Here is a 21,986-nt window from a genome sequence, read left to right as displayed (position 1 = left end):
ACCGCCCGTAGAGGGCAAAAAACGGAGTAAGAAACATGCGTCACGCACGAGGCTATCGCCGCCTGAACCGTACCCACGAGCACCGCAAGGCGCTGTGGGCGAACATGGCCGGCTCGCTGATTGAACACGAACAGATCAAGACCACCCTGCCGAAGGCCAAGGAGCTGAAGCGGGTTGTTGAAAAACTGGTCACGCTGGGCAAGCGCGGGGACGTTCACGCCCGCCGCCAGGCCGCCGCCCAACTGAAGCAGGACATGCATGTCGCCAAGCTGTTCGACGTGCTGGGCCCGCGTTACAAGGAGCGTCAGGGCGGGTATGTGCGCGTTCTGAAGGCCGGCTTCCGTTACGGTGACATGGCACCGATGGCGATCATCGAATTCGTCGAGCGCGACCGCGACGCCAAGGGTGCCGCCGACAAGGCCCGCGTCGCCGCCGAGGACATGGACGGGGACGACGAGGCGTAAGCCCCGTTTCCCTTGACCGGAAACAAAAAACGCCGCCGGTTTCGCCCGGCGGCGTTCTTTCGTTCGGGGTCGGAGCGCGGTCAGGCGCTTTCGAGCTCTTTCTTGACCAGCTTCTCGATCTCGTCGACGGGGTGATTGGCGAGGTTCTTGGGAATCTCGCTGACCACTTTCGACGTGACTTCCTTGTGCATGTCGTCGCGCAGGTGGCCCAGCACCTTGGGCGCGGCGACGAGGATCAGGCGGTCAAACTCGCCCTTGTGAGCGGCGGCATAGAGGATGTCCGACAGGTCGGCGGCGAAGCGTTCCTTCTGCAGTTCGTGCCAATCGGTATCATCCATCGCCGAGAGCTGCTGTACCCCGGTGTCTTGCATCCGGCCGGGACGATTGGCCGATTGCTCGATATCCGAGGGGTTTTCCTGTTCCTCGGTGTCCATCACCTCGAGATTGGGGTCCTGGTGGTCCGTGAGATTGCGCAGGAAGAGCGCCTTTTCGCTGTCGGTCACGACGACCCAGGTGCCTTGCTTGAGTTCAGTCATCGCGTTTCTCCTTGCCGGTGCCGTGATGGCCGCCGAGATTGCCTTCGCCCTCTTCGTCTTCCTTGGTGACGCGGGTTGCGCCGGCATCCTCGCTCTTGGCGCGCTTGAGCGAATCGCGGGTGCCGACCTTGCGTTCCAGGTTGCCCTGGGCGCGGCCTTGCTGGTCTGGGGTGGGGACGTCGTCGACGAACTCTTCGGTTTCGCTCTTGCCGTCCTTGGATCTGTATCTGTCTGCCATGGTGGTACCTCCTGTCTGGAAAACGTTGCCTGAGGCGGGGGTTCCATCGGGTGCGCGGATTGCGATGGTGGGTGCGAGGGGCCAGCCCCTCGCGCTCCCCGGGATATTTTCGGCCAGAGGAAAAGCCGGGGTGCCAGGGGCCTTGTCGTGCTTGCATCGGGGGCGTGGGGGGCGCATATCGGGGGGATGGCGAGATGGATTTCCGGCCTTTTCCTGTCTGTCCTGCTGGCGGTGCCGGCGGGGGCGGAGATGCGCGTGCCGCAGAGCCGGGACGAGATCCGCATGGGCTTCGTGCCCGTCCCGGGCATGGTGCTGGAGCCCGGGCGCGCGGGGTTGCGGGCCGGGTTGCGGCCGGGGGACATCCTGCGCGGGATCAATGGCGTGGCCGTAAAAAGCGCCGGCATGGTCGAGCCGATGCTGGCGGCGAGCGGGCGGTGGTTCAGGCTGTAGCCATGGGAGATCTGTTCGATACCGGCCCCGAAGCCAAACCGGACGCAAGGGACGACAAGGCGCATGACAGCGCGCCGCGCCCGCTGGCCGACAGGCTGCGGCCCAAGGCGCTGGCCGAGGTGATCGGGCAGGAGAAGGTGATCGGGCCGGATGGCCCCTTGGGCGTGATGCTGGCGTCGGGGAGCCTGTCTTCGCTGGTCTTCTGGGGGCCGCCGGGGGTGGGCAAGACCACCATCGCGCGGCTCTTGGCCGACGAGACGGACATGCATTTCGTGCAGATCAGCGCGATCTTTTCCGGTGTGCCGGAGTTGCGCAAGGTGTTCGACGCGGCCAAGCACCGGCGGGCCAACGGGCAGGGAACGCTTTTGTTCGTGGACGAGATCCACCGGTTCAACAAGGCGCAGCAGGACGGGTTCCTGCCGCATATGGAGGACGGGACGATCCTGCTGGTGGGGGCCACCACGGAGAACCCGAGTTTCGAGCTGAACGCGGCACTTCTGAGCCGGTCGCAGGTTCTGGTGCTGGAACGGCTGACGCTGGCGGAGTTGGAGCGGCTGGCGCAAAGGGCCGAGAAGGAACTGGACCGGGCGCTGCCGCTGGAGGGTGCGGCGCGCGAGGCGTTGCTGGAGATGGCGGATGGGGACGGGCGCGCGCTCTTGAATCTGATCGAGCAGGTGGCGGCGTGGAAGACCGACAAGAAGCTGGACACGAACGCCCTGACCGCGCGGTTGATGAAACGGGCGGCGCAGTATGACAAATCGGGGGACGCGCATTACAACCTGATATCCGCCCTGCACAAGTCGGTGCGCGGGTCGGACCCGGACGCGGCGCTCTACTGGCTGGCGCGGATGCTGGACGGGGGCGAGGACCCGCGGTACCTGGCGCGGCGGATCACGCGGATGGCGGTGGAGGATATCGGCCTCGCCGATCCGCAGGCGCAGGCGGTGTGCCTGCAATCGTGGGAGACCTACGAGCGGCTGGGCAGCCCCGAGGGGGAGCTGGCGCTGGCGCAGGCGGTGACCTACCTGGCGCTGGCGCCGAAGTCGAACGCGGCCTACGTGGCCTACAAGGCGGCGATGCGGGCCGCGAAGAAGACCGGCAGCGAGCCGCCGCCCAAGCATATCCTGAACGCGCCCACCGGACTGATGAAAGAGCAGGGTTACGGCGCGGGCTATGCCTATGACCACGATGCCGAGGACGCGTTTTCGGGGCAGAATTACTTTCCCGACACGATGGAACGGCCCGAGCTTTACAAGCCGGTCGAGCGCGGGTTCGAGCGGGAGTTGGGCAAGCGGGTGGCCTATTTCGCGAAGTTGCGGGCGCGCAAGGGCGACTAGGCCCCCCGGGCGATTCCCGGTGTCGATTTTCCGACCGGGCTGCGGGGAATGTCGTTTTTGGAACAGTCCGGCCCGAGGGATTGATCACATCGTGAAACCCCTTTCCGACAAGAGGTTGAACAGTTCCGGCTAGGGTTCTGACATGCAAAAAAAATATCGTGATCCGTCATATGAAGGCTGGAAGCGACTTTTTTTCGTGTTTTGGTAATATCATGTCGTAAATGAGCCGCCCGTTCAGGGGAAACGACGCAAAGCTGCTTTGAAGGACCGCGCAAGACGGGCCGGGAGACAGACTAGTCATAGGGAGACAACATGACTGATATCAAAGATCAAATGCTGCTGGATCGACTGGCAGCCGCGGCCCGCGAAGGGAAGATTTCGCGCCGGTCGTTCATGCATTATGCCGCCGCCGCCGGCCTGACGACCACGGCCGCGACCGGCCTGTGGACCGGCGCCGCGAAGGCACAGCCGGCCAAGGGCGGCACGTTCCGCCTTGGGATGCACGACGGGAACACTTCGGACACGCATGATCCGGGCACCTATGTGACCTTCTCGATGATCCAGGTCGCGCACACATACCGGTCGTACCTGACGCTGATCGAGCCCGATGGCTCGCTCGGGCCGGACCTGGCCAGCGAGTGGAGCGCGAGCCCGGACGCGAAGGAGTGGACCTTCAAGATCAATGACAATGCCACGTTCCACAGCGGCAACAAGGTGACGGCGAACGACGTGATCGCGTCGATGAACCACCACCGCGGTGAAGAGACGACTTCGGCCGCGAAGGCGCTGCTGGCGGATGTCGAGGAGCTTATCGACAACGGCGACAACTCGGTCACATTCGTGCTGGCGTCGGGCAATGCCGACCTGCCCTGGCTGATGACCGACTATCACCTGGCGATCGTGCCGGCCAACGAGGACGGCACGGCCAACTGGCAGTCGGGCGACGGCTCGGGCCCCTACAAGATGGAAGAGGCCGAGTTCGGCGTGCGTTATACGCTGACCCGCCACGACGGCTGGCACCTGGAAGGCGCCTATTTCGACGACCTGGAGCTGATCGTTCTGAACGACCCGAACGCGCGTCAGACGGCGCTGGTGACAGGCGACGTGGACGCGGTGACGCAGCTGGAACTGAAAACACTGGCGTTGTTGCAGCGCGACCCGAACATCGAGATCGACGACGTGCCGTCGGCGGCGGCGATCACCATGCCGATGCTGTGCGACACGGCGCCGTTCGACAACGTGGACGTGCGCAACGCGCTGAAGCTGTCGCTGAACCGGGACGAGCTGGTCGAGAAGATCGCGTTCGGCGCGGCCACCAAGGCGAACGATTTCCACCATTCGCCGGCGATGCCCTATTATCCCGAAGGCATCGAGCAGCGTGAATACGATCCCGACCAGGCGAAATCGCTGCTGCAGAAAGCCGGCGCCGAAGGCCTGACGGTCAACCTGAGCGTGGCCGACTCGGTGTTCTCGGGTGCGGTGGACATGTGTGTTCTGTTCGCAGAGCACGCCAAGGCCGCGGGCATCACCATCAACGTCAACCGCGAGCCCAACGACGGCTACTATTCGGACGTGTGGCTGAAAAAGCCGTGGTGCGTGGTGCAGTGGGGCGCACGCCCGACGCCGGACGTGATGTATTCGCTGGCCTACAAGTCGGACGCCGCGTGGAACGAGAGCCGGTGGCAGAACGAGCGGTTCAACGAGCTGCTGCTGCAGGCGAAGGCCGAGCTGGATGACACCAAGCGGGCCGAGATGTACCGCGAGATGGCGATCCTGGCGAAGGACGACGGCGGGACGATCATCCCGTTCTTCCCGAACTTCGTGTACGCGCGTCGCAAGAACGTGCAGCATGGTGAGAACCTTGCGCCAAGCTGGCAGATGGACGGCGCCCGCGCCTGCAGCCGCTGGTGGTTCGCGGACGCATAAGACAAAAGGTTTTGCCCCGGTGCCAAGGCGCCGGGGCAAAAATTTGGAGGGGGCGGGAGATCGCTCTGTCCGGGCAGACGGGACGGCCGAGAAAGCGCGAAAAGCGCACAGGGCACGTCGATACGTCATAACAATATAAGCTGTGCGGATGCGGCTCGGGACGGGCAAGGCGGACGCCCAACAGCAGGAGGGACATATGGGAGACATCTTAACGCTTGTCGGAAAGCGTCTTGGTCTCGGATTGATCATCCTATTGGTGATCTCGTTGATAATCTTCTTCATGGTCGAGCTGCTTCCCGGTGACATCGCGCAGGCGGTGCTGGGACAGTCGGCGACGCCGGAGAACCTTGCGGCGCTGCGCAGGGAAATGGGCCTCGACCAGCCCGCGATCGTAAGATACCTGGCGTGGTTGAGCGAAGCCATAACGCTTGATTTCGGAAGCTCCATCGTGACCGACGCGCGGGTGACCGAGATCATCGGCGAGCGGTTCATGAACACGCTGTTCCTTGCGGCCTACGCGGCCGTGATCGCGGTGCCGGTGTCGATCATCCTGGGCGTGATCGTGGCGCTGTTGCGCAACTCGATCTTCGACCGGGTGGCGAACGTGATCTCATTGTCGTTCATCTCGTCGCCGGAATTCTTCCTGGGCTACATCCTGATCCTGTACTTCGCGGTCAAATGGGGCATGTTCCCGGCAATCGCCAGCCTGAGCGAGGGGATGACCTTCCTTGAACTGTTGCAACGCACCTTCCTGCCGGCGCTGACGCTGGTGCTGGTGGTGATGGCGCACATGATGCGGATGACCCGCGCGGCGATCATCAACCTGCTGGCGAGCCCCTATATCGAGATGGCCCGGCTGAAGGGCGCGCCGCCCTGGAAGGTGATCGTGAAGCACGCGCTGCCCAACGCCTGGGCGCCGATCATCAACGTGGTCGCGCTGAACCTGGCGTACCTCATTACCGGCGTGGTGCTGGTGGAGGTGGTGTTCGTCTATCCGGGCATCGGACAGGCGCTGGTGGACGCGGTTTCCAAGCGCGACTTCCCCGTGGTGCAGGCCTGCTGCCTGATCTTCGCGGCGACCTTCATCCTTCTCAACCTTGCAGCCGACGTTGGTGCGATCCTCACCAACCCGCGTCTGCGGCACCCGAAATAAGGAGGGCGGATCATGGTTTTTGTAATCCTCTACTTCGCCCTGCTGCTTCTGCTGTCGTGCGGCGCGGCCTATTACAATCAGCGGTCGGCGTTCCTGCTGCTGTTCTCGCTGACGCTGGTGTCGCTGGTGCTGGCGATCATCGGCGGCATTCCGGCGCTGCGCTTCGTCGCGATCGCCGCGGGGATGCTGTTGGCGGCTGGCATGATGTCCTACGCGTTCCGCGAGTTCCTGACGGCGCTGGCGAGCGACGAGATGGCCAAGGAGCTGCGCACCGCGCCGCTGACCGCCGCCTTCGGGATGTTCGTGATCTTCATCGTCGCGGTCATGGGCATCTTTGCCCCGGCCATCGCGCCGCATGGAGAGGCCGAGATCATCAGCCAGGCCTTTGCGCCGCCGGACAACAACATGCTGCTTGGCGCCGATCAGCTGGGCCGGGACATGTTCAGCCGGATCATCTATGGCGCGCGGAATACCGTGGCGCTGGCGCTGTGCGGCACGGTCCTTGCGTTCATCCTGGGCGCGATGGCGGGCCTGTTGGCGGCAACGAAGGGTGGCTTCTTCGACGGAACGATGGGCCGGATCGCGGATGTGATCATGTCGATCCCGTCGCTGATCTTTGCGCTTCTGATGCTGTCGATCTTTGGTGGGTCGCTGGCGGCACCGTCAACCAGCGCATGGCTGCTGTTCGGATTCGCGGTGATCGTGGGGACGCTGTTCCTTGCGGCGGCGGCCTATTCGGTTCTCAGCTGGATCATCGGGGCGGCGATCGTCGTCGGTGTCTCGTTTGCCTTTGCACTGGCGTTCACGTCGGTCTTCGATGCCTCCGAGGTCATCCTGATCCTGGTTGTCGCGGTGATCTATTCGCCGCGGGTGTTCCGCCTGACGCGGGCGGTTGCGGGCAACGTGGTTGTGATGGACTATATCGAGGCCGCGAAGCTGCGCGGTGAAAAGAACTGGTACCTGATCCGGCGGGAGATCCTGCCGAACTCGACCGCGCCGCTGGTGGCGGAGTTCGGGCTGGAATTCTGCTTCGTGTTCCTGCTGATCGCGGGCCTGAGCTTCCTTGGGCTTGGTATCCAGCCGCCCACGGCCGACTGGGGGTCGATGGTGCGGGAGAACGCGACGCTGATCTCGTTCGGTGAGATCACGCCGCTTATCCCGGCCGCGGCCATCGCGCTGTTGACCGTGGCGGTCAACTTCGTGGTGGACTGGATGCTGCACCGGTCCTCGGGTTTGAAGGAGTAAAACGACATGAGCTTGAAAAAAACAGATGTCCTTCTGAAGATCCGGGACCTGAAGATCCAGGGCTATTCGGACGAAACCTGGGTCGACATCATCAAGGGTGTCGACCTGACCCTGCACCGCGGCGAGGTGATGGGCCTGATCGGGGAATCCGGGGCGGGCAAATCCACCATCGGCGCGGCGGCCATGGGGTACGCCCGCGACGGCACGCGGATCGTGGAGGGCTCGTCGATCGAGTTCGACGGGATCGAGCTGACCACCTCGACCGAGGGCGAGAAACGGGCGCTGAGGGGCTCGCGCATCGCCTATGTGGCGCAGTCGGCGGCGGCGTCGTTCAACCCGGCGCACAAGCTGATCGACCAGCACACGGAAGCCCCCGTGCAGTACCGCATCAAGAAGCGGCTGGAGGCGCAGGAGGACGCGATCGAGCTGTATGAGCGGTTGCGCCTGCCCAATCCGGGCGAGATCGGGTTTCGGTATCCGCACCAGGTGTCGGGCGGTCAGTTGCAGCGGGCGATGACGGCGATGGCCATGTCGTGCCGGCCTGACCTGATCATCTTTGACGAGCCGACGACGGCGCTGGACGTGACCACCCAGATCGAGGTGCTGGCGGCGATCCGCGACATCGTGGACCAGTTCAACACCGCGGCGATCTACATCACGCACGACCTGGCCGTGGTGGCGCAGATGGCCGACACGATCAAGGTGCTGCTGAAAGGCGAGGAAGTCGAGGAGGCGCCGACCGACCAGATGCTGGAAAATCCGCAGGAGGATTACACCAAGTCGCTCTGGGCGGTGCGCAGTTTCACCAGCCCGCAGAAGCATCGCCCCACGGATGGCACGCCGCCGCTGATTTCGGTCAAGAACGTGGACGCGTCCTATTCCAACGGGCCGAAGATCCTCGATGACGTGTCGTTCGACATCTACGAGGGGATGACGGTGGCCGTGGTGGGCGAATCCGGGTCGGGCAAGTCGACGACCGCGCGGGTGATCACCGGGCTGTTGCCGCCCAGCAAAGGCGAGGTGCTGTTCAAGGGCGAGCCGTTCCCGGCGAATTACAAGGACCGCTCGAAGGACCAGCTGCGGCAGTGCCAGATGATCTATCAGATGGCCGATACCGCGCTGAACCCCAAGGTGCAGATCTCGGAAATCATCGGGCGACCTGCGCAGTTCTATTCGGGACTGAAGGGCACGGCGCTGAAGACGCGGGTGGACGAGCTGTTGGACCTGATCGAGCTGGAGCCGTCGAAATACTACAACCGGTATCCGCCCGAGCTGTCGGGCGGGCAGAAACAGCGGATCGGGATTGCCCGGGCGCTGGCGGCCGAGCCCAGTTTCATCGTCTGTGACGAGGTGACCTCGGCGTTGGACCAGCTGGTGGCGGAGGGCATCCTGCGGCTGCTGGACCGGCTGCAGAACGAGCTGAACCTGGCGTACATGTTCATCACCCACGACCTTGCCACCGTGCGGTCGATCGCCGACGAGGTGGTGGTGATGCAGAACGGGCAGGTGGTGGAGCAGGGGCCGAAGGACGACATGTTCACGCCGCCGCACCATCCCTATACCGACCTGCTGCTGAGCTCGGTGCCGGAGATGGACCCGAACTGGCTGACGACGCTGCTGGAGGAACGGGGCGTCGACAATATCGGCGACGCGGCGGCGGCCAAGATCGACCCGGACGACGACAAGGTCGAGGGCACGCAGGTCTGAGCCTGGCGGTCATGAACAAAAAACGGCGCCCCGGAGACAGGGCGCCGTTTTCCTTTGACGAATTCGTATGGTGCGTTAGCCGATGATGGCCATGCCCGAGAGGACCATCGCGCCGACGATCAGGGCATAGACGATCACGACGGCCTGCCAGGTGGCGCTGTGGGCCTGGAGTTCGCGGATCAGTTGGTCACGGTTCATGTCGGGTATCCTTTTCAGAGACACCGAAGGCGCCAAACGAGTCTTACGTTCAACGCCGAAGGGAAAGAGTGGGTTGTCTGGGTGCGGCGCATGGCGCCGTGGGACGGATTAGCCGATAATGGCGGACGCCGAGAAGATCAGCGTGCCGACAAGGATACCGTAGACGAGGACCACCGACTGCCAGGTGGCACTGTGCATACGAAGTTCCCGGTTCAATTCATCGCGGGTCATGATGGCCTCCTTTGGCTGGCGGTCGATTCCAAGTGGAACGCGTTGATTGCGTTCCTACAGCCCACTTAGTCAAAAATTATGAAGGCGCAATCGAAATTCGCTTTGGATTCTATGAAAATTGTGCATGGCCGGGTTGGCCGCAGAGCATGGCTGCGGCAGAATCTGGAGATCTCTTTTGTTTTCCGTGCCTTGCGCCCATATCCGGCGAGGCGGGCCGACCTGTGTCAGGCGGTGCCCTGTAGCGGCATTACCACAAGGTCGCCGTCTTGCCGGGCCTTCATGGCCAGCGCGGCGGCATGGGCGGCGGCTGCGGTGGTGTAATAGGGGATCTTGTCGTAGAGCGCAACCGAGCGGATTTCGCGGCTGTCCTCGACCGCCTGGATGCCTTCGGTGGTGTTCATGACAAGGCTGATCTGGCCGTCCTTGAGCATGTCCACGACGTCGGGGCGGCCTTCGTAGACCTTATTCACCACCTCGCAGGCGATGTCGTGGCCTTCGAGGAAGGCGGCGGTGCCGCGGGTGGCGACGATGGCGAAGCCCAGGTCGACGAGGATCTGCGCGGTCTCGACCAGCTGGGGCGTCTTGTCGTCATCCTTGATCGAAAAGAACACCTTGCCGCCGTCGGGCAGCACGACGCCCGCGCCCATCTGCGCCTTGAGAAAGGCGCGGGGGAAGGAGACGTCCCAGCCCATGACCTCGCCCGTGGAGCGCATCTCCGGGCCGAGGATCGTGTCGACGCCGGGGAAGCGGGCGAAGGGCATGACGGCCTCTTTCACCGAGAACCAGGGCATCGCGGGGTCCGCGAGCGTCATCTGGTCGGCCATGGGCAGCGTGCCGGGCTTGGTGTCGGACGGATAGGCGCCGCGATGCGGGAAGGCCGAGAGCGGCTCGCCGGCCATGAGGCGGGCGGCGATGGAGGCGATGGCGCTATCCGTGGCCTTGGCGACGAACGGCACGGTGCGGCTGGCGCGGGGGTTCACCTCGATCAGGTAGATGTCGTCGCCCTTGACGGCGAATTGCACGTTCATCAGGCCGACGACGTTGAGGGCCTTGGCAAGCGCGCGGGTCTGGGCGTCGATCTCGTCGATGATGTGCCGGGGCAGGGTGTGGGGCGGCAGGCAGCAGGCGCTGTCGCCGGAGTGCACGCCGGCCTCTTCGATATGCTGCAGGATGCCGGCGACGTGGACGTTTTCACCGTCCGAGAGCGCGTCGACATCGCATTCGATGGCGCCGGATAGGTAGCCGTCCAGGAGGACGGGGCTGTCGCCCGAGACGATCACCGCCTCGTTGATGTAGCGTTCGAGCTGGCCCATGTCGCGGACGATTTCCATGGCGCGGCCGCCCAGCACGTAGGAAGGGCGGATCACCAGCGGGAAGCCGATCTCGTCGGCAATGGCCAGCGCCTCGGCGTCGGAATGGGCGATGCCGTTCTTGGGCTGCTTGAGGTTCAGCTGATTCACCAGCGCCTGGAACCGCTCGCGGTCCTCGGCCAGGTCGATGGCGTCGGGCGTGGTGCCGAGGATCGGGATGCCCTCGGCCTCGAGGTCGTTGGCGAGTTTCAGGGGCGTCTGGCCGCCGAACTGGACGATGACGCCGTGCAGCGTGCCGTTGTCCTGCTCGACGCGCAGGATTTCCATGACATGCTCGAAGGTCAGCGGCTCGAAGTAGAGCCTGTCGGAGGTGTCGTAGTCGGTCGAGACGGTCTCGGGGTTGCAGTTGACCATGATGGTCTCGTAGCCCGCGTCGGTGAGCGCGAAACAGGCATGGCAACAGCAATAGTCGAACTCGATTCCCTGGCCGATCCGGTTGGGGCCGCCGCCGAGGATGACGACCTTTTTGCGGTCACTGGGGCGCGCTTCGCATTCTACCTCGCCCATCATGGGGGCCTCGTAGGTGGAATACATGTAGGGCGTCTGGGCCTCGAATTCTGCGGCGCAGGTGTCGATGCGCTTGAAGACGGCCGTAACGCCCTGCGCGTGGCGGGCGCGGCGCACGTCGGCCTCGGTAAAGCCGGTCAACTTGGCGAGGCGGGCGTCGGTGAAGCCCATCATCTTCAGCCGGCGCAGGCCTTGTTCGTCGGTGGGCAGGCCGTCCTTCCGGATCGCCTTCTCGGCCTCGACGATTTCGCGGATGCGGGCGAGGAACCACGGGTCGAACTTGGTGGCGGCGAAAATCTCGTCATCCGTGAGGCCGTGGCGCATGGCCTGGGCGATGGTGCGCATCCGGTCCGGCGTCTGCTGGCTGATCGCCTTGATGACGGCGGTCTTTTCCGGGGCGCCGTCGATCTCGATCTCGTCGAAGCCGGTCAGGCCGGATTCCATCGACGCCAGCGCCTTTTGCAGGGATTCGTGGATGGTGCGGCCGATGGCCATGGCCTCGCCCACGGATTTCATCGCGGTGGTCAGGTAGGGCTGCGAGCCGGGGAATTTCTCGAAGGCGAATTTGGGAATCTTTGTCACGACATAGTCGATGGTCGGCTCGAAGCTGGCGGGCGTGACCTTGGTGATGTCGTTGTCGAGCTCGTCGAGCGTGTAGCCGACGGCGAGTTTCGCCGCGATCTTGGCGATCGGAAAGCCGGTGGCCTTGGACGCCAGCGCCGACGAGCGGGAGACGCGGGGGTTCATCTCGATCACGACCATGCGGCCGTCGTCGGGGTTGATGGCCCATTGCACGTTGGAGCCGCCGGTTTCCACGCCGATCTCGCGCAGGACGGCGATGGAGCCGTTGCGCATGATCTGGTATTCCTTGTCCGTGAGCGTGAGGGCCGGGGCCACGGTGATGGAATCGCCAGTATGCACGCCCATCGGATCGACGTTTTCGATGGAGCAGACGATGATGGCGTTGTCGGCGCGGTCGCGGACGACCTCCATCTCGTATTCCTTCCAGCCCAGCAGCGACTCGTCGATCAGGATCTGGCTGACCGGGGAGGCGTCGAGGCCGGACTTGCAGTAATGCTCGTAATCGGCGCGGTTGTAGGCGACGCCGCCGCCGGTGCCGCCAAGGGTGTAGGCGGGGCGGATGATGGCGGGCAGGCCCACATGTTCGAGCGCGGCCATGCATTCTTCCATGGTCTCGGCAATGGTGGCCTTGGGGTTTTCGATGCCCAGACGGTCCATCGCCTCGCGGAAGAGCTTGCGATCCTCGGCCATCTCGATGGCCTCGCGGTTGGCGCCGATGAGTTCCACGCCGAATTTTTCCAGCACGCCCATGTCGGCCACGGCCAGCGCCGTGTTCAGCCCGGTCTGCCCGCCCATGGTGGGCAGGAGCGCGTCGGGACGCTCTTTCTCGATGATCTTGGCGACGATCTCGGGCGTGATGGGCTCGATATAGGTGGCGTCGGCCAGGCCTGGGTCGGTCATGATGGTGGCGGGGTTGGAATTGACGAGGATGACGCGGTAGCCTTCCTCGCGCAGGGCCTTGCAGGCCTGGGCGCCGGAATAGTCGAACTCGCAGGCCTGCCCGATGATGATGGGGCCGGCACCGATGATCATGATGGACTTGATATCGGTTCTTTTCGGCATGTGATCCCCCGGTGCGGCGCAAATTGTTGGCCTTATATTCATTACGCACGACAGCGCAAGGGGCATCGCTGTTTGCGCGCGATGCGACGTATTTCGCAGTGCGTTCGGTCGCGCGAACGCTTAGATAACCAGCCAAAGAGAGAGGACGGCAGGTGCGAATCCGTTTCGATCATGGCCCCGAGGAGGGCGAATGCGCGTTCGAGCGCCCGGTCGAGGTGATCTCGGCGCGGGAGGCGGCGGACGTGCCCGCGGCGTTGGAGGCTATGGATGCGGCGCGCGCCCAGGGCCTGTGGCTGGCAGGATTCGCAAGTTACGAGTTGGGCTATGCGCTGGAGCCGAAGCTGGCGCCGCTGATGCCGGGGCGGCGGCGGGTGCCGTTGGTGCAGTTCGGGGTGTATGAGCGGCCCAGACCCGCAGCACCCTTGCCGGAGCCGGAGGGGCGGCTGGATCATTTCGTGCCGCTTTGGTCGGAGGCGCGGTACACGCAGGCGTTCGACGCTGTACATGCGCATATCCGTGCGGGTGACTTTTACCAGGCGAACCTGACATTCGCCTGCAAGATGGAGGCGGTGGGCGCGCCGGGTGAGATTTACGCCGCGCTGGCGGCGGTGCAGCCGGTGCGGTTCGGGGCGCTGATCGAGGCAGAGGGCTTGCCCGCGATACTGTCACGCTCGCCGGAGCTTTTCTTCCGCACCGATGGGGTGGGGGGCATCGAGACCAAGCCGATGAAGGGCACCCAGCCGCGCAGCGACGACGCGGAGGAGGATGCGCGGCGCTGCCGGTTCCTTATGGAGGACGAGAAGAACCGGGCCGAGAACCTGATGATCGTGGACCTGCTGCGCAATGACCTGGGCCGGATTTGCGAGATCGGCAGCGTGAATGTGCCGGAACTGTTCACGGTGGAGAGCCTGGCGACGGTGCACCAGATGACCTCGCTGATCCGGGGGCGGATGCTGGAGGGCACGACACTGTCCGGGGTTTTCCGGGCGCTGTTCCCCTGCGGATCCATCACCGGGGCGCCCAAGATGCGCGCGATGGAGATCCTGGCGGGGCTGGAGGATGGCGCGCGGGATGTCTATTGCGGCACCATCGGCTGGGCCGCGCCGGACGGGCGGTCGGAGTTCAACGTGGCGATCCGCAGTTTGCTTGTGGAGCAGGGACGTGCGACGCTGAACGTGGGCGGTGGCGTGGTCTATGACAGCACCGCCGCGTCGGAATACGAGGAAGCCCTATGGAAAGCCCGCTTTGCCCGCCGGCTGATCGCGGATTTCGCCTGATCGAGACTGGGCTGTGGACGCCCGGCGAAGGTTGGCATCGCGAGGCGCTGCATCTGGAGCGGCTGCGGGCGAGCGCGGCACGGATGGGGATCGGGATCAACGGGCTGGAGGCGGCGCTTGAGGCGGTCGAGGCGGACCGGCCAAGGCGGATGCGCCTGACGGTGGATGCAGGCGGCCAGGTGGAGGTCACACTGCACGACTTCACGCCTGAACCGGAGGGCCGGGCGTGGCGGCTGGCGGTGTCCGAGGCGCGGCTGATCGCGACCGATCCGTGGTTGTCAGTCAAGAGCACCGAGCGCGCGTTGTATGACCGGACGCGCGCCGATTTGCCCGAGGAGGTGGATGAGGTGATCTTTCTCAACACCGATGGCGCGGTCTGCGAAGGGACGATCACCAATGTCTTCGTCGACCGGGGCGACGGGCTGGAGACGCCGGCGCTGAGTTGCGGCGTGCTGCCCGGTGTGCTGCGTGCAAGCCTGATCGCGGAGGGCCGCGCGCGGGAGGCGGTGCTGACGCCGAACGACCTGGCCGGGACGCGGGCGCTTTACGTGGGCAACGCGCTGCGCGGGTTGATACCGGCGCGGCTGGTCTGAGGTCTATTCGGCGGCGTGGCGCAGGTCCTTGGCGGCGTCTTCGCTGTAGAGGTAATCGCGCGTGAGTGGCACCGCGTCCTGCTGGCGCGACAGCTGGAACTGAAACACCACCTGGCTGTTGTAGCGGAACGTCGCCTCGCAGGCGATGAGGTAGTAGCGCCACATGCGGCAGAACCGCTCGTCGTATAGATCGCGGGCGCGGTCGATATTGGCCATGAAGCGGTCGTACCAGTGGCGCAGGGTTTCCGCGTAATGCAGGCGCCAGACCTCGATATCGCAGGAATGCAGGTCGTTGACCTCGATCGCGCGGGTCGCCTCGGACAGGGCAGGGCAATAGCCGCCGGGGAAGATGTATTTCAGGATCCACGGATTGGTGGTGCCGGGCGGATCGGTGTGGCCGATGGTATGGATGAGGGCGACGCCATCCTCGGCCAGAAGGTCGTGCACATGGCGGAAATATTCGCGGTAATGCGGCACGCCGACATGTTCGAACATGCCGACCGACACGATGCGATCGAATTTGCCGGTCACGGCGCGGTAATCCATCAGGTGGAACTGGACCTTGTCCGACAGGCCCGCCTCGGCCGCGCGGCGGGTGGCCAGCGCGTGCTGTTCCTCGGACAGGGTGACGCCCACGACCTCGGCGCCGTAATCGCGGGCCAGCGTCAGGGCCATGCCGCCCCAGCCGCAGCCGATGTCGAGCACGCGCATCCCCGGCTTGAGCAGCAGCTTGCGGGCGATGTGGTGTTTCTTGGCATCCTGCGCCTGTTCCAGCGTCATGTCGGGGCGGGCGAAATAGGCGCAGGAATACTGCCGGTCCTTGTCGAGGAAGAGGTCGTAGAGCTCGCCCGAGAGGTCGTAGTGATGGGCCACGTTGGCGCGTGCCCGCTTGGCCGGGTTGAACTGGTTCAACCAGCGGCTGGCGTGGCGCATCAGGTCGAGCGGGCGGTGGAACCACGGGCTGCCCTGGCGGGCGATGTTGTCGACCGCGAGACTGAGAAAGCCGCGCAGGTCGTCGTTTTCGATGGTGAGCGTGCCATCCATGTAGCCTTCGCCCACGGCCAGTTCGGGCGACAGGATGATCTTGCGGGGCAGGGCCGGGTCGTGCAGCGTCATGGCGACAGAAGGCGTGCCGCCGTCACCGTAGCGACGGGTCGTGCCGTCAGGATAGGTCAGGCTGAAATCGCCGTTTCGGAACAGATGTGTGACGAACACATCAAGCAGCTTGGTCCACATGGCTCACCCCATTCTTGTCGCGCCCCCCAAGGCGCATCTGCTGGATTGAAACCTGCCGGTGCCGCGGTTTTCCCGCGTGTTTTCCGCCCGATAGCCGGAATCTTTGCCCAAAATTAACTTTCTGTAAATGTTTTCTGGCAGCGGTTGGTTCCGCGCGGGCGGGAAATAGCCTTGCAGGCCTTGACTTTGCCGCCCTGCCAAGGTGTATCGGCGCGAACCGAATTGCACGCGAAATGGGCAGTTTCAGCCGCCCGGAGAGGACCTCATGCACGCATATCGCAGCCATACCTGCGCCGAGCTGACGAAATCGAATGTCGGGGACACGGTCCGCCTGTCGGGCTGGGTGCACCGGATCCGCGACCACGGCGGGGTGCTGTTCATCGACCTGCGCGACCATTACGGCGTGACGCAGGTGCTGTGCGATCCCGACAGCAAGGTGTTTTCCGAGGTCGAGAAACTGCGCAGCGAGTGGTGCATCCGCATCGACGGCGAGGTGAAGGCGCGGGATGAAAGCCTGGTGAACCCCAAGATCCCGACGGGCGAGATCGAGGTGTTCATCCGCGACATGGACGTGCTTGGCGCGTCCGGGGAACTACCGCTGATCGTGTTCGGGGATCAGGAGTACCCCGAGGAAACGCGGCTGCGCTATCGCTACCTGGACCTGCGGCGCGAGGCGATGCAGGAGAACATGAAGCTGCGCTCGGACGTGGTGGCGTCGATCCGGCGGCGGATGTGGGATATCGGGTTTCGCGAGTACCAGACGCCGATCATCACCGCGTCGAGCCCCGAGGGGGCGCGCGACTTTCTGGTGCCGTCGCGCCTGCATCCGGGCAAGTTCTATGCGTTGCCGCAGGCGCCGCAGCAGTTCAAGCAGCTGATTATGGTCAGTGGCTTTGACAAGTATTTCCAGATTGCGCCGTGTTTCCGCGACGAGGACCCGCGCGCGGACCGGTCGCCCACGGATTTCTACCAGCTGGACATGGAAATGTCGTTCGTCGAGCAGCAGGACGTGTTCGACACGATCCAGCCGGTGATCAAGGGTCTGTTCGAGGAGTTCGGCGGCGGCAAGGCGGTGGATCAGGAATGGCCGCAGATCTCTTACCGTGACGCGGCGCTGTGGTATGGCACCGACAAGCCGGACCTGCGCAACCCGATCAAGATGCAGGATGTGAGCGAGCATTTCCGTGGCTCGGGCTTTGCCATTTTCGCCAAGCTGCTGGAGCAGGATGGCACGGAAATTCGCGCTATTCCCGCGCCTTCGGGCGGCAGCCGGAAATTCTGTGACCGGATGAATGCGTTCGCGCAGAAAGAGGGTCTGCCGGGGATGGGGTATATCTTCTGGCGGGATCAGGGCGACGGGATGGAAGCCGCCGGGCCGCTAGCCAAGAATATCGGGCCGGAGCGCACCGAGGCCATTCGCGAGCAGCTGGGGCTGGGCGTGGGCGATGCGGCGTTCTTCCTGGGTGGCAAGCCGGCCGCGTTCGAGCGGGTGGCGGGCAAGGCGCGGGTGACGATCGGCGAGGAGCTGGGGCTGACGGACGAGAACCGCTTTGCCTTTGCGTGGATCGTGGATTTCCCGATGTACGAAGCCGACGAGGAATCGGGCGAGATCGACTTTTCGCACAACCCGTTCTCGATGCCGCAGGGCGGGATCGAGGCGCTGGAGGGCGACCCGCTGAAGGTGCTGGGCTATCAGTACGACCTGAGCTGCAACGGCTATGAGCTGGTCAGTGGCGCGATCCGGAACCACAAGCTGGAGACGATGATCAAGGCGTTCGAGCTGGCGGGCTATGACGAGGCGGAAGTGCGCAAGCGGTTCGGCGGCATGGTCAACGCGTTCCAGTACGGCGCGCCGCCGCACGGGGGTGTGCCGCGGGGATCGACCGGATCGTGATGCTGCTGGCGGACGAGCAGAACATCCGCGAGGTCATCATGTTCCCGATGAACCAGCGGGCCGAGGACCTGATGATGAATGCGCCGAGCGAGCCGGCCAGCGACCAGTTGATGGAGTTGGGCCTGCGGGTTCTGCCGCGCGAGGAGTGAGGTCGGGGCGCGTGGGTTTTCACCCACCCTACGGGATTGGAGAGGTCCCGGGTCAGGCCCGGGACGGCGACAGGTAGGCGCGGCCGGGGGCGGTTTTCACCCCATGCCCTTGTCTTCCAGTTCCTGTCTGGCGCTTTGCGATTTCCTGAGGTCGAGGCCCATGCCACGCAAGACCGCATCGGTCTTGGAAAACTGAAGGTCGGCATAGTCCACCACCTGGATGCGGTTGCCCCACGGGTCGCGCAGGTCTAGGAAATCGGTCTCCATCACCTCGGCCCCGGCGGCGCGGGCAAGGTCGCGCACGCGGGACCGGTCGTCAACCACGAGGCCGAAGTGACGGTGTTCGTCGCGCGTCTGCGTCTTGCCTTCGAACAGGCCGATGAACTGGTCGCCCATGTCCAGAAAAACGTGACCCTCGCCCTGGCCGCGCAATTCGAAGTCGAAGATGGCGCGCCAGAAATCCAGCGCGGCGTGAAGGTCGCCGACTTCGAGCACGAGATGGTTGACGCCGACGAGGCGGGGTTTGTCCGGCACGGCGGCCTCCTTCAGTCTTCCAGGCTGTCTTCGCGCTTTTCCTCGATCAGGCCGCGTTCCTTGGACTTGCGCTTTTCGAAACGCTCGCCGTAGCCTTCGATCTCGTCCTCGGGGATCACCTCCTGCGCGCGGGCGAAAACCTCGTCTTCTTCCTCGTCCATGTGGTGCTCGTAATCGTGCTTCAGCGTCTTGAAGCGGGTGAGCCAGCCGGGCGACGCCATGTCGCCCTCGTTGAGTTCCTCCATGATATCGTCCATTTCCTGGTGCTCGTGCACCGAGTGGCGGGCGGAATCCTGGCCCCAGGTCTTGGTCATGAGCTTGGAATAGAAAGTCTCTTCCTCGGCTGCGGCGTGGGATTTCACGTCTTCGTAGAACGCGGCCCAGGCTTTCTGACGGTCCTGGCTGTCTCCGGAGGTATCCTCGATCCGGGCCATCAGGTCGCGGTGGTTGTCGTGGTCGGCGCGAATGGTGTCGTAGATGCTGGGCATGGCTGGACCTTTCGGGTTGGCTGTCTGCGGCCAACGCGCCGGGCGTCGCGGCGGTTCCGTTGGGGCGGCGGTGGCATTCCGCCGAGGCGGGGGACGGGCGCACGCGGGCAGGTGACGTGGCGCGAGACGCGCCCCATATGATGTGCGATGATGGAGCCGCCCGACGAACGAAAGGTGCCCGATGCCGTTTGACCCCGCCCGTGCCGCGATCCGGTTTGGTTGCGGCCTTTCGCCCGCGATTCCGGCACCAGAGAGCGTGAACGCGATGCTGGAGGCGCTGGCGGGGCCGGACCGGGCAGCGGAGCGGTTTCCCGCCGCCGGGTTCGAGGCGGTGCGCGAGGCTCATGTGGCTGTTACCGAGGCCCGGCGCCGCAACCGCAATGGCAAGAGCGAGGCCGAGCGCGAGGCGGCGCTGAAAGATCGGAAGGACGCAACCCGCGAGTTGAGGCGCGACGCCGTGGGCTGGTTCGGCCAGACGCTGATGCGGCGGGTGAAGACCGAGGACGGCTTTCGCGAGCGGCTGGTTGGTTTCTGGGCCGATCATTTCACCGCGCAAGGACCGGGCGGCGCGCTGCGCTTTGGCTACGCGGGATATGTCGAGGACGCGATCCGGCCGCATGTGGGCGGGCGTTTCGCCGACATGCTGAAAGCGGCTGTGACGCATCCGCTGATGCTGATCTACCTCAACCAGACGCAGTCGGTGGGGCCGGGCAGCGCGGTCGTCACGCGGCGCGGCAAGAAGCTGGGGCTGAACGAGAACCTGGCGCGAGAGTTGCTGGAGTTGCATACGTTGGGCGTGGGTGGACCGTATGACCAGTCAGATGTGCGCGACCTGGCGAAACTGCTGACCGGGCTTGCCTATCTGCGGCGCAAGGGGTTCGTTTATCGCGCGGGCCATGCAGAGCCGGGGCCGCTGGCGTTCATGGGCCGGCGCTATGGCGACAAGGTGCCGGAGCTTGGCCGCGTGATGGCGGTGCTGGAGGACTTGGCCGCCCATCCGGCGACGGCGGCGCATCTGGCGCGGAGGATGGCGGTGCATTTCACCGGCGACGCGCCCGATGCGGGCCTTGTCGATGCGATGGCGCAGGCGTTTCGCGCGTCGGACGGACGGCTGCCGGCGATGTATGCGGCGATGCTGGAGCATCCGGCGGCCTGGGCCGAGGACGGGGGCAACGTGAAGCAACCGCTTGATTTCATGGCCTCCAGCCTGCGGGCGCTGGATGTTTCCGAGCGTCATCTTTCTTTGAAATACAGGGCGGTGAGCCGTTATTTTCTGAATCCGCTGATCCTGATGGGCCAGTCCTGGGGCGCGCCGCCGGGACCGGACGGGTTTCCCGAGGACGATGCCGCATGGATCACGCCGCAGCGCATGGCGGCGCGGCTGCAATGGGGCATGACGGTGCCGTTCCGCCTGATGCGGACGTTGCCGGACCCGCGCGACTTTGTCGAGGTCGCGCTGGGCCCCGGGGCGCCTGAGCCGGTGCGATTTGCCGCGCGGGCCGCCGAGACGCGGGCCGAGGGCGTGGGACTGGTGCTGGCCTCGCCGGCGTTCCAGAGGATGTAGCAGGGAAGATGTGAGCATGACTGACAGATCGCGACGCTACTTTCTGGGACGGAGCCTGGCGCTTGGGTGCTCGCTGGCCGCCAGCCCGCTGGTGACGCCGGTGACCATGGCCAGCGCGCCGTGGGACACGCGGCTGGTGGTGATCATTCTACGCGGCGCGATGGACGGGCTGGACGTGGTGCGCCCGGTGGGCGACCCGGGCTTTGCGGCGTTGCGCGGCGGTGCCGGGGCGCCCGGCGGGCACGCGCTGGACGGGATCTTCGCGCTGCATCCCGACCTGTCCGGGCTGATGCCGCTTTGGCAAAAGGGAGAGCTGGGCTTCGTGCACGCGGTCTCGACGCCCTATCGCGACAAGCGCAGCCATTTCGACGGGCAGGACATCCTGGAGGCCGGGACGGGGCAGGGCTTGCCGGGCCGTGACCGTGACGGATGGCTGAACCGGATGCTGCAGACGATCCCGGGAATCTCCGCCGAGACGGCCTATGCGGTGGGGCGCGAGGACATGCTGATTCTGACGGGTGACGCGCCGGTGGCAAACTGGTCGCCCGACGCGGCGCTGGCGCTGAGTTCCCAGGCGCAGCGTCTGCTGGAAAGCGTGATGCATGACGACCCGCTGTTCCGCGACACGCTGGCGGAGGCGATCGCCCTGTCGCAGTCGGACCTGATGGAGGTGGCCGGGGGCAACCCGATCGACGCGGGCGACATGATGAACGCGATGCAGGACAATATGCGCCCGACCCGGGACCGCGAGCGCGTGGGCAGCGTCGCGCGTTTTGCCGCCGAGCGGCTGCGGGGCGACAGCCGGATCGCGGCGTTCTCGCTCAATGGGTTCGACACCCATGCGCACCAGGAGCGGACCTTGCCGCGCGCGCTGGCCCCGTTGCAGGAGGCGGTGCTGACCCTGCGCGAGGGCCTTGGCGATGTCTGGGGCAAGACGGCGGTGCTGGCGATGACGGAGTTCGGGCGCACGGCGCGGCTGAACGGCAGCGGGGGGACCGATCACGGCACGGCGGGGGCTATGCTGCTGGCGGGCGGGGCCATTCGCGGCGGACGGGTCCTGGGCGACTGGCCCGGGCTGGCGGAGGCGGACCTGTACCAGCGCCGCGATCTGATGCCGACGCGGGACGTGCGGGCCATCGCGGGCTGGGCGATGCGCGACCTTTTCGGGGTCGACCGGGCGCTGGTGGAGGGTACTATTTTTCCGGGTCTCGAGCTGGGGACCGATCCGAAGCTGATCCTGTAAGG

General features: G+C 65.0%; 19 protein-coding genes and 1 pseudogene. 12 read left to right on the top strand and 8 right to left on the bottom strand.

Translation table 11 applies throughout. The features are described 5' to 3' along the window. The first annotated feature begins 35 nt into the window (after positions 1 to 35). Positions 36 to 464, top strand: a complete 429-nt coding sequence (gene rplQ / locus ACSQ76_RS16935; protein WP_152493526.1) for a 50S ribosomal protein L17 — start codon at positions 36 to 38, stop codon at positions 462 to 464. Between the two features lie 80 nt (positions 465 to 544). On the opposite strand, the gene ACSQ76_RS16930 is transcribed toward rplQ, so the two are convergent. Together ACSQ76_RS16930 and ACSQ76_RS16925 are read right to left on the bottom strand one after the other, a co-directional pair. Further along, positions 545 to 1,000, bottom strand: a complete 456-nt coding sequence (locus ACSQ76_RS16930) for a host attachment family protein (protein ID WP_306127710.1) — start codon at positions 998 to 1,000, stop codon at positions 545 to 547. Beyond that, a complete protein-coding gene (locus ACSQ76_RS16925) occupies positions 993 to 1,238 on the bottom strand; it encodes a hypothetical protein (protein WP_437157508.1) in 246 nt (81 codons plus the stop codon). Before ACSQ76_RS16925 ends, ACSQ76_RS16930 begins: the two co-directional genes overlap by 8 nt. Before the next feature lie 147 nt (positions 1,239 to 1,385). On the opposite strand from ACSQ76_RS16925, the gene ACSQ76_RS16920 reads away from it, so the two are divergent. The 6 genes from ACSQ76_RS16920 to ACSQ76_RS16895 all read left to right on the top strand — a co-directional run bounded on the left by ACSQ76_RS16920 (position 1,386) and on the right by ACSQ76_RS16895 (position 9,056). Beyond that, the gene (locus tag ACSQ76_RS16920) at positions 1,386 to 1,688 is read left to right on the top strand and encodes a hypothetical protein (RefSeq protein ID WP_437157507.1); all 303 of its coding nucleotides are present in this window, start codon (positions 1,386 to 1,388) and stop codon (positions 1,686 to 1,688) included. 2 nt (positions 1,689 to 1,690) lie between these two features. Continuing rightward, positions 1,691 to 3,025 carry a replication-associated recombination protein A gene (locus tag ACSQ76_RS16915; RefSeq protein WP_306127713.1) on the top strand — a complete coding sequence of 445 codons (1,335 nt, stop codon included), beginning with the start codon at positions 1,691 to 1,693 and terminating at the stop codon, positions 3,023 to 3,025. Between the two features lie 312 nt (positions 3,026 to 3,337). After that, the gene (locus ACSQ76_RS16910) at positions 3,338 to 4,951 is read left to right on the top strand and encodes an ABC transporter substrate-binding protein (protein ID WP_437157506.1); all 1,614 of its coding nucleotides are present in this window, start codon (positions 3,338 to 3,340) and stop codon (positions 4,949 to 4,951) included. 196 nt (positions 4,952 to 5,147) lie between these two features. Continuing rightward, the gene (locus ACSQ76_RS16905; protein WP_306127715.1) at positions 5,148 to 6,104 is read left to right on the top strand and encodes an ABC transporter permease; all 957 of its coding nucleotides are present in this window, start codon (positions 5,148 to 5,150) and stop codon (positions 6,102 to 6,104) included. Positions 6,105 to 6,113: 9 nt separating this feature from the next. Continuing rightward, positions 6,114 to 7,349: an ABC transporter permease gene (locus ACSQ76_RS16900; RefSeq protein ID WP_437158225.1), complete on the top strand. Its 1,236-nt coding sequence runs from the start codon at positions 6,114 to 6,116 to the stop codon at positions 7,347 to 7,349. Positions 7,350 to 7,355: 6 nt separating this feature from the next. Then, positions 7,356 to 9,056, top strand: coding sequence for an ABC transporter ATP-binding protein (locus tag ACSQ76_RS16895; protein ID WP_437157505.1), 1,701 nt, complete (start codon positions 7,356 to 7,358; stop codon positions 9,054 to 9,056). A 75-nt stretch (positions 9,057 to 9,131) separates the two neighbouring features. Here ACSQ76_RS16895 and ACSQ76_RS16890 read toward each other — a convergent pair whose 3' ends face one another. The 3 genes from ACSQ76_RS16890 to carB all read right to left on the bottom strand — a co-directional run bounded on the left by ACSQ76_RS16890 (position 9,132) and on the right by carB (position 13,006). Continuing rightward, a complete protein-coding gene (locus ACSQ76_RS16890) occupies positions 9,132 to 9,254 on the bottom strand; it encodes a hypothetical protein (RefSeq protein ID WP_306127718.1) in 123 nt (40 codons plus the stop codon). A 108-nt stretch (positions 9,255 to 9,362) separates the two neighbouring features. Next, positions 9,363 to 9,485: a hypothetical protein gene (locus ACSQ76_RS16885; RefSeq protein WP_302848996.1), complete on the bottom strand. Its 123-nt coding sequence runs from the start codon at positions 9,483 to 9,485 to the stop codon at positions 9,363 to 9,365. Between the two features lie 224 nt (positions 9,486 to 9,709). Beyond that, complete coding sequence (gene carB / locus ACSQ76_RS16880; RefSeq protein WP_437157504.1) at positions 9,710 to 13,006, bottom strand: carbamoyl-phosphate synthase large subunit; 3,297 nt, start codon at positions 13,004 to 13,006, stop codon at positions 9,710 to 9,712. 152 nt (positions 13,007 to 13,158) lie between these two features. On the opposite strand from carB, the gene ACSQ76_RS16875 reads away from it, so the two are divergent. Together ACSQ76_RS16875 and ACSQ76_RS16870 are read left to right on the top strand one after the other, a co-directional pair. After that, complete coding sequence (locus ACSQ76_RS16875; protein ID WP_437157503.1) at positions 13,159 to 14,283, top strand: aminodeoxychorismate synthase component I; 1,125 nt, start codon at positions 13,159 to 13,161, stop codon at positions 14,281 to 14,283. Next, a complete protein-coding gene (locus tag ACSQ76_RS16870; protein ID WP_437157502.1) occupies positions 14,238 to 14,876 on the top strand; it encodes an aminotransferase class IV family protein in 639 nt (212 codons plus the stop codon). Before ACSQ76_RS16875 ends, ACSQ76_RS16870 begins: the two co-directional genes overlap by 46 nt. Positions 14,877 to 14,879: 3 nt before the next feature. Here the strand turns inward: ACSQ76_RS16870 and ACSQ76_RS16865 are convergent, their stop codons facing one another. Beyond that, positions 14,880 to 16,112: a class I SAM-dependent methyltransferase gene (locus ACSQ76_RS16865; protein WP_437157501.1), complete on the bottom strand. Its 1,233-nt coding sequence runs from the start codon at positions 16,110 to 16,112 to the stop codon at positions 14,880 to 14,882. 265 nt (positions 16,113 to 16,377) lie between these two features. Between ACSQ76_RS16865 and aspS the strand changes: the two are divergent. Continuing rightward, positions 16,378 to 18,155 (top strand): annotated as a pseudogene (gene aspS / locus ACSQ76_RS16860) (aspartate--tRNA ligase). Positions 18,156 to 18,251: 96 nt separating this feature from the next. Here aspS and ACSQ76_RS16855 read toward each other — a convergent pair. Both ACSQ76_RS16855 and ACSQ76_RS16850 read right to left on the bottom strand, forming a co-directional pair. Next, the gene (locus tag ACSQ76_RS16855; protein ID WP_437157500.1) at positions 18,252 to 18,689 is read right to left on the bottom strand and encodes a VOC family protein; all 438 of its coding nucleotides are present in this window, start codon (positions 18,687 to 18,689) and stop codon (positions 18,252 to 18,254) included. Between the two features lie 11 nt (positions 18,690 to 18,700). Then, the gene (locus ACSQ76_RS16850; protein WP_306127725.1) at positions 18,701 to 19,177 is read right to left on the bottom strand and encodes a hemerythrin domain-containing protein; all 477 of its coding nucleotides are present in this window, start codon (positions 19,175 to 19,177) and stop codon (positions 18,701 to 18,703) included. Between the two features lie 181 nt (positions 19,178 to 19,358). On the opposite strand from ACSQ76_RS16850, the gene ACSQ76_RS16845 reads away from it, so the two are divergent. Continuing rightward, positions 19,359 to 20,741: a DUF1800 domain-containing protein gene (locus ACSQ76_RS16845; protein ID WP_437157499.1), complete on the top strand. Its 1,383-nt coding sequence runs from the start codon at positions 19,359 to 19,361 to the stop codon at positions 20,739 to 20,741. A gap of 16 nt (positions 20,742 to 20,757) precedes the next feature. Then, positions 20,758 to 21,984 carry a DUF1501 domain-containing protein gene (locus ACSQ76_RS16840; RefSeq protein WP_437157498.1) on the top strand — a complete coding sequence of 409 codons (1,227 nt, stop codon included), beginning with the start codon at positions 20,758 to 20,760 and terminating at the stop codon, positions 21,982 to 21,984. Positions 21,985 to 21,986 lie beyond the last annotated feature (2 nt).

The sequence above is a fragment of the Roseovarius sp. B08 genome (assembly GCF_051417955.1).
GTDB lineage: Bacteria > Pseudomonadota > Alphaproteobacteria > Rhodobacterales > Rhodobacteraceae > Roseovarius.
Note: the sequence above shows the minus strand (reverse complement) of the source record. Positions and strands in the feature narration are given on the sequence as shown.

Coding starts and splice junctions, on each gene's coding strand:
- ACSQ76_RS16850 (WP_306127725.1), bottom strand. CDS start 19,177: ATGCCCAGCATCTACGACACCATTCGCGCCGACCACGACAACCACCGC.
- ACSQ76_RS16865 (WP_437157501.1), bottom strand. CDS start 16,112: ATGTGGACCAAGCTGCTTGATGTGTTCGTCACACATCTGTTCCGAAAC.
- ACSQ76_RS16890 (WP_306127718.1), bottom strand. CDS start 9,254: ATGAACCGTGACCAACTGATCCGCGAACTCCAGGCCCACAGCGCCACC.
- ACSQ76_RS16845 (WP_437157499.1), top strand. CDS start 19,359: ATGCCGTTTGACCCCGCCCGTGCCGCGATCCGGTTTGGTTGCGGCCTT.
- ACSQ76_RS16930 (WP_306127710.1), bottom strand. CDS start 1,000: ATGACTGAACTCAAGCAAGGCACCTGGGTCGTCGTGACCGACAGCGAA.
- ACSQ76_RS16925 (WP_437157508.1), bottom strand. CDS start 1,238: ATGGCAGACAGATACAGATCCAAGGACGGCAAGAGCGAAACCGAAGAG.
- ACSQ76_RS16910 (WP_437157506.1), top strand. CDS start 3,338: ATGACTGATATCAAAGATCAAATGCTGCTGGATCGACTGGCAGCCGCG.
- ACSQ76_RS16905 (WP_306127715.1), top strand. CDS start 5,148: ATGGGAGACATCTTAACGCTTGTCGGAAAGCGTCTTGGTCTCGGATTG.
- ACSQ76_RS16870 (WP_437157502.1), top strand. CDS start 14,238: ATGGAAAGCCCGCTTTGCCCGCCGGCTGATCGCGGATTTCGCCTGATC.
- carB (WP_437157504.1), bottom strand. CDS start 13,006: ATGCCGAAAAGAACCGATATCAAGTCCATCATGATCATCGGTGCCGGC.
- ACSQ76_RS16895 (WP_437157505.1), top strand. CDS start 7,356: ATGAGCTTGAAAAAAACAGATGTCCTTCTGAAGATCCGGGACCTGAAG.
- ACSQ76_RS16915 (WP_306127713.1), top strand. CDS start 1,691: ATGGGAGATCTGTTCGATACCGGCCCCGAAGCCAAACCGGACGCAAGG.
- ACSQ76_RS16885 (WP_302848996.1), bottom strand. CDS start 9,485: ATGACCCGCGATGAATTGAACCGGGAACTTCGTATGCACAGTGCCACC.
- rplQ (WP_152493526.1), top strand. CDS start 36: ATGCGTCACGCACGAGGCTATCGCCGCCTGAACCGTACCCACGAGCAC.
- ACSQ76_RS16840 (WP_437157498.1), top strand. CDS start 20,758: ATGACTGACAGATCGCGACGCTACTTTCTGGGACGGAGCCTGGCGCTT.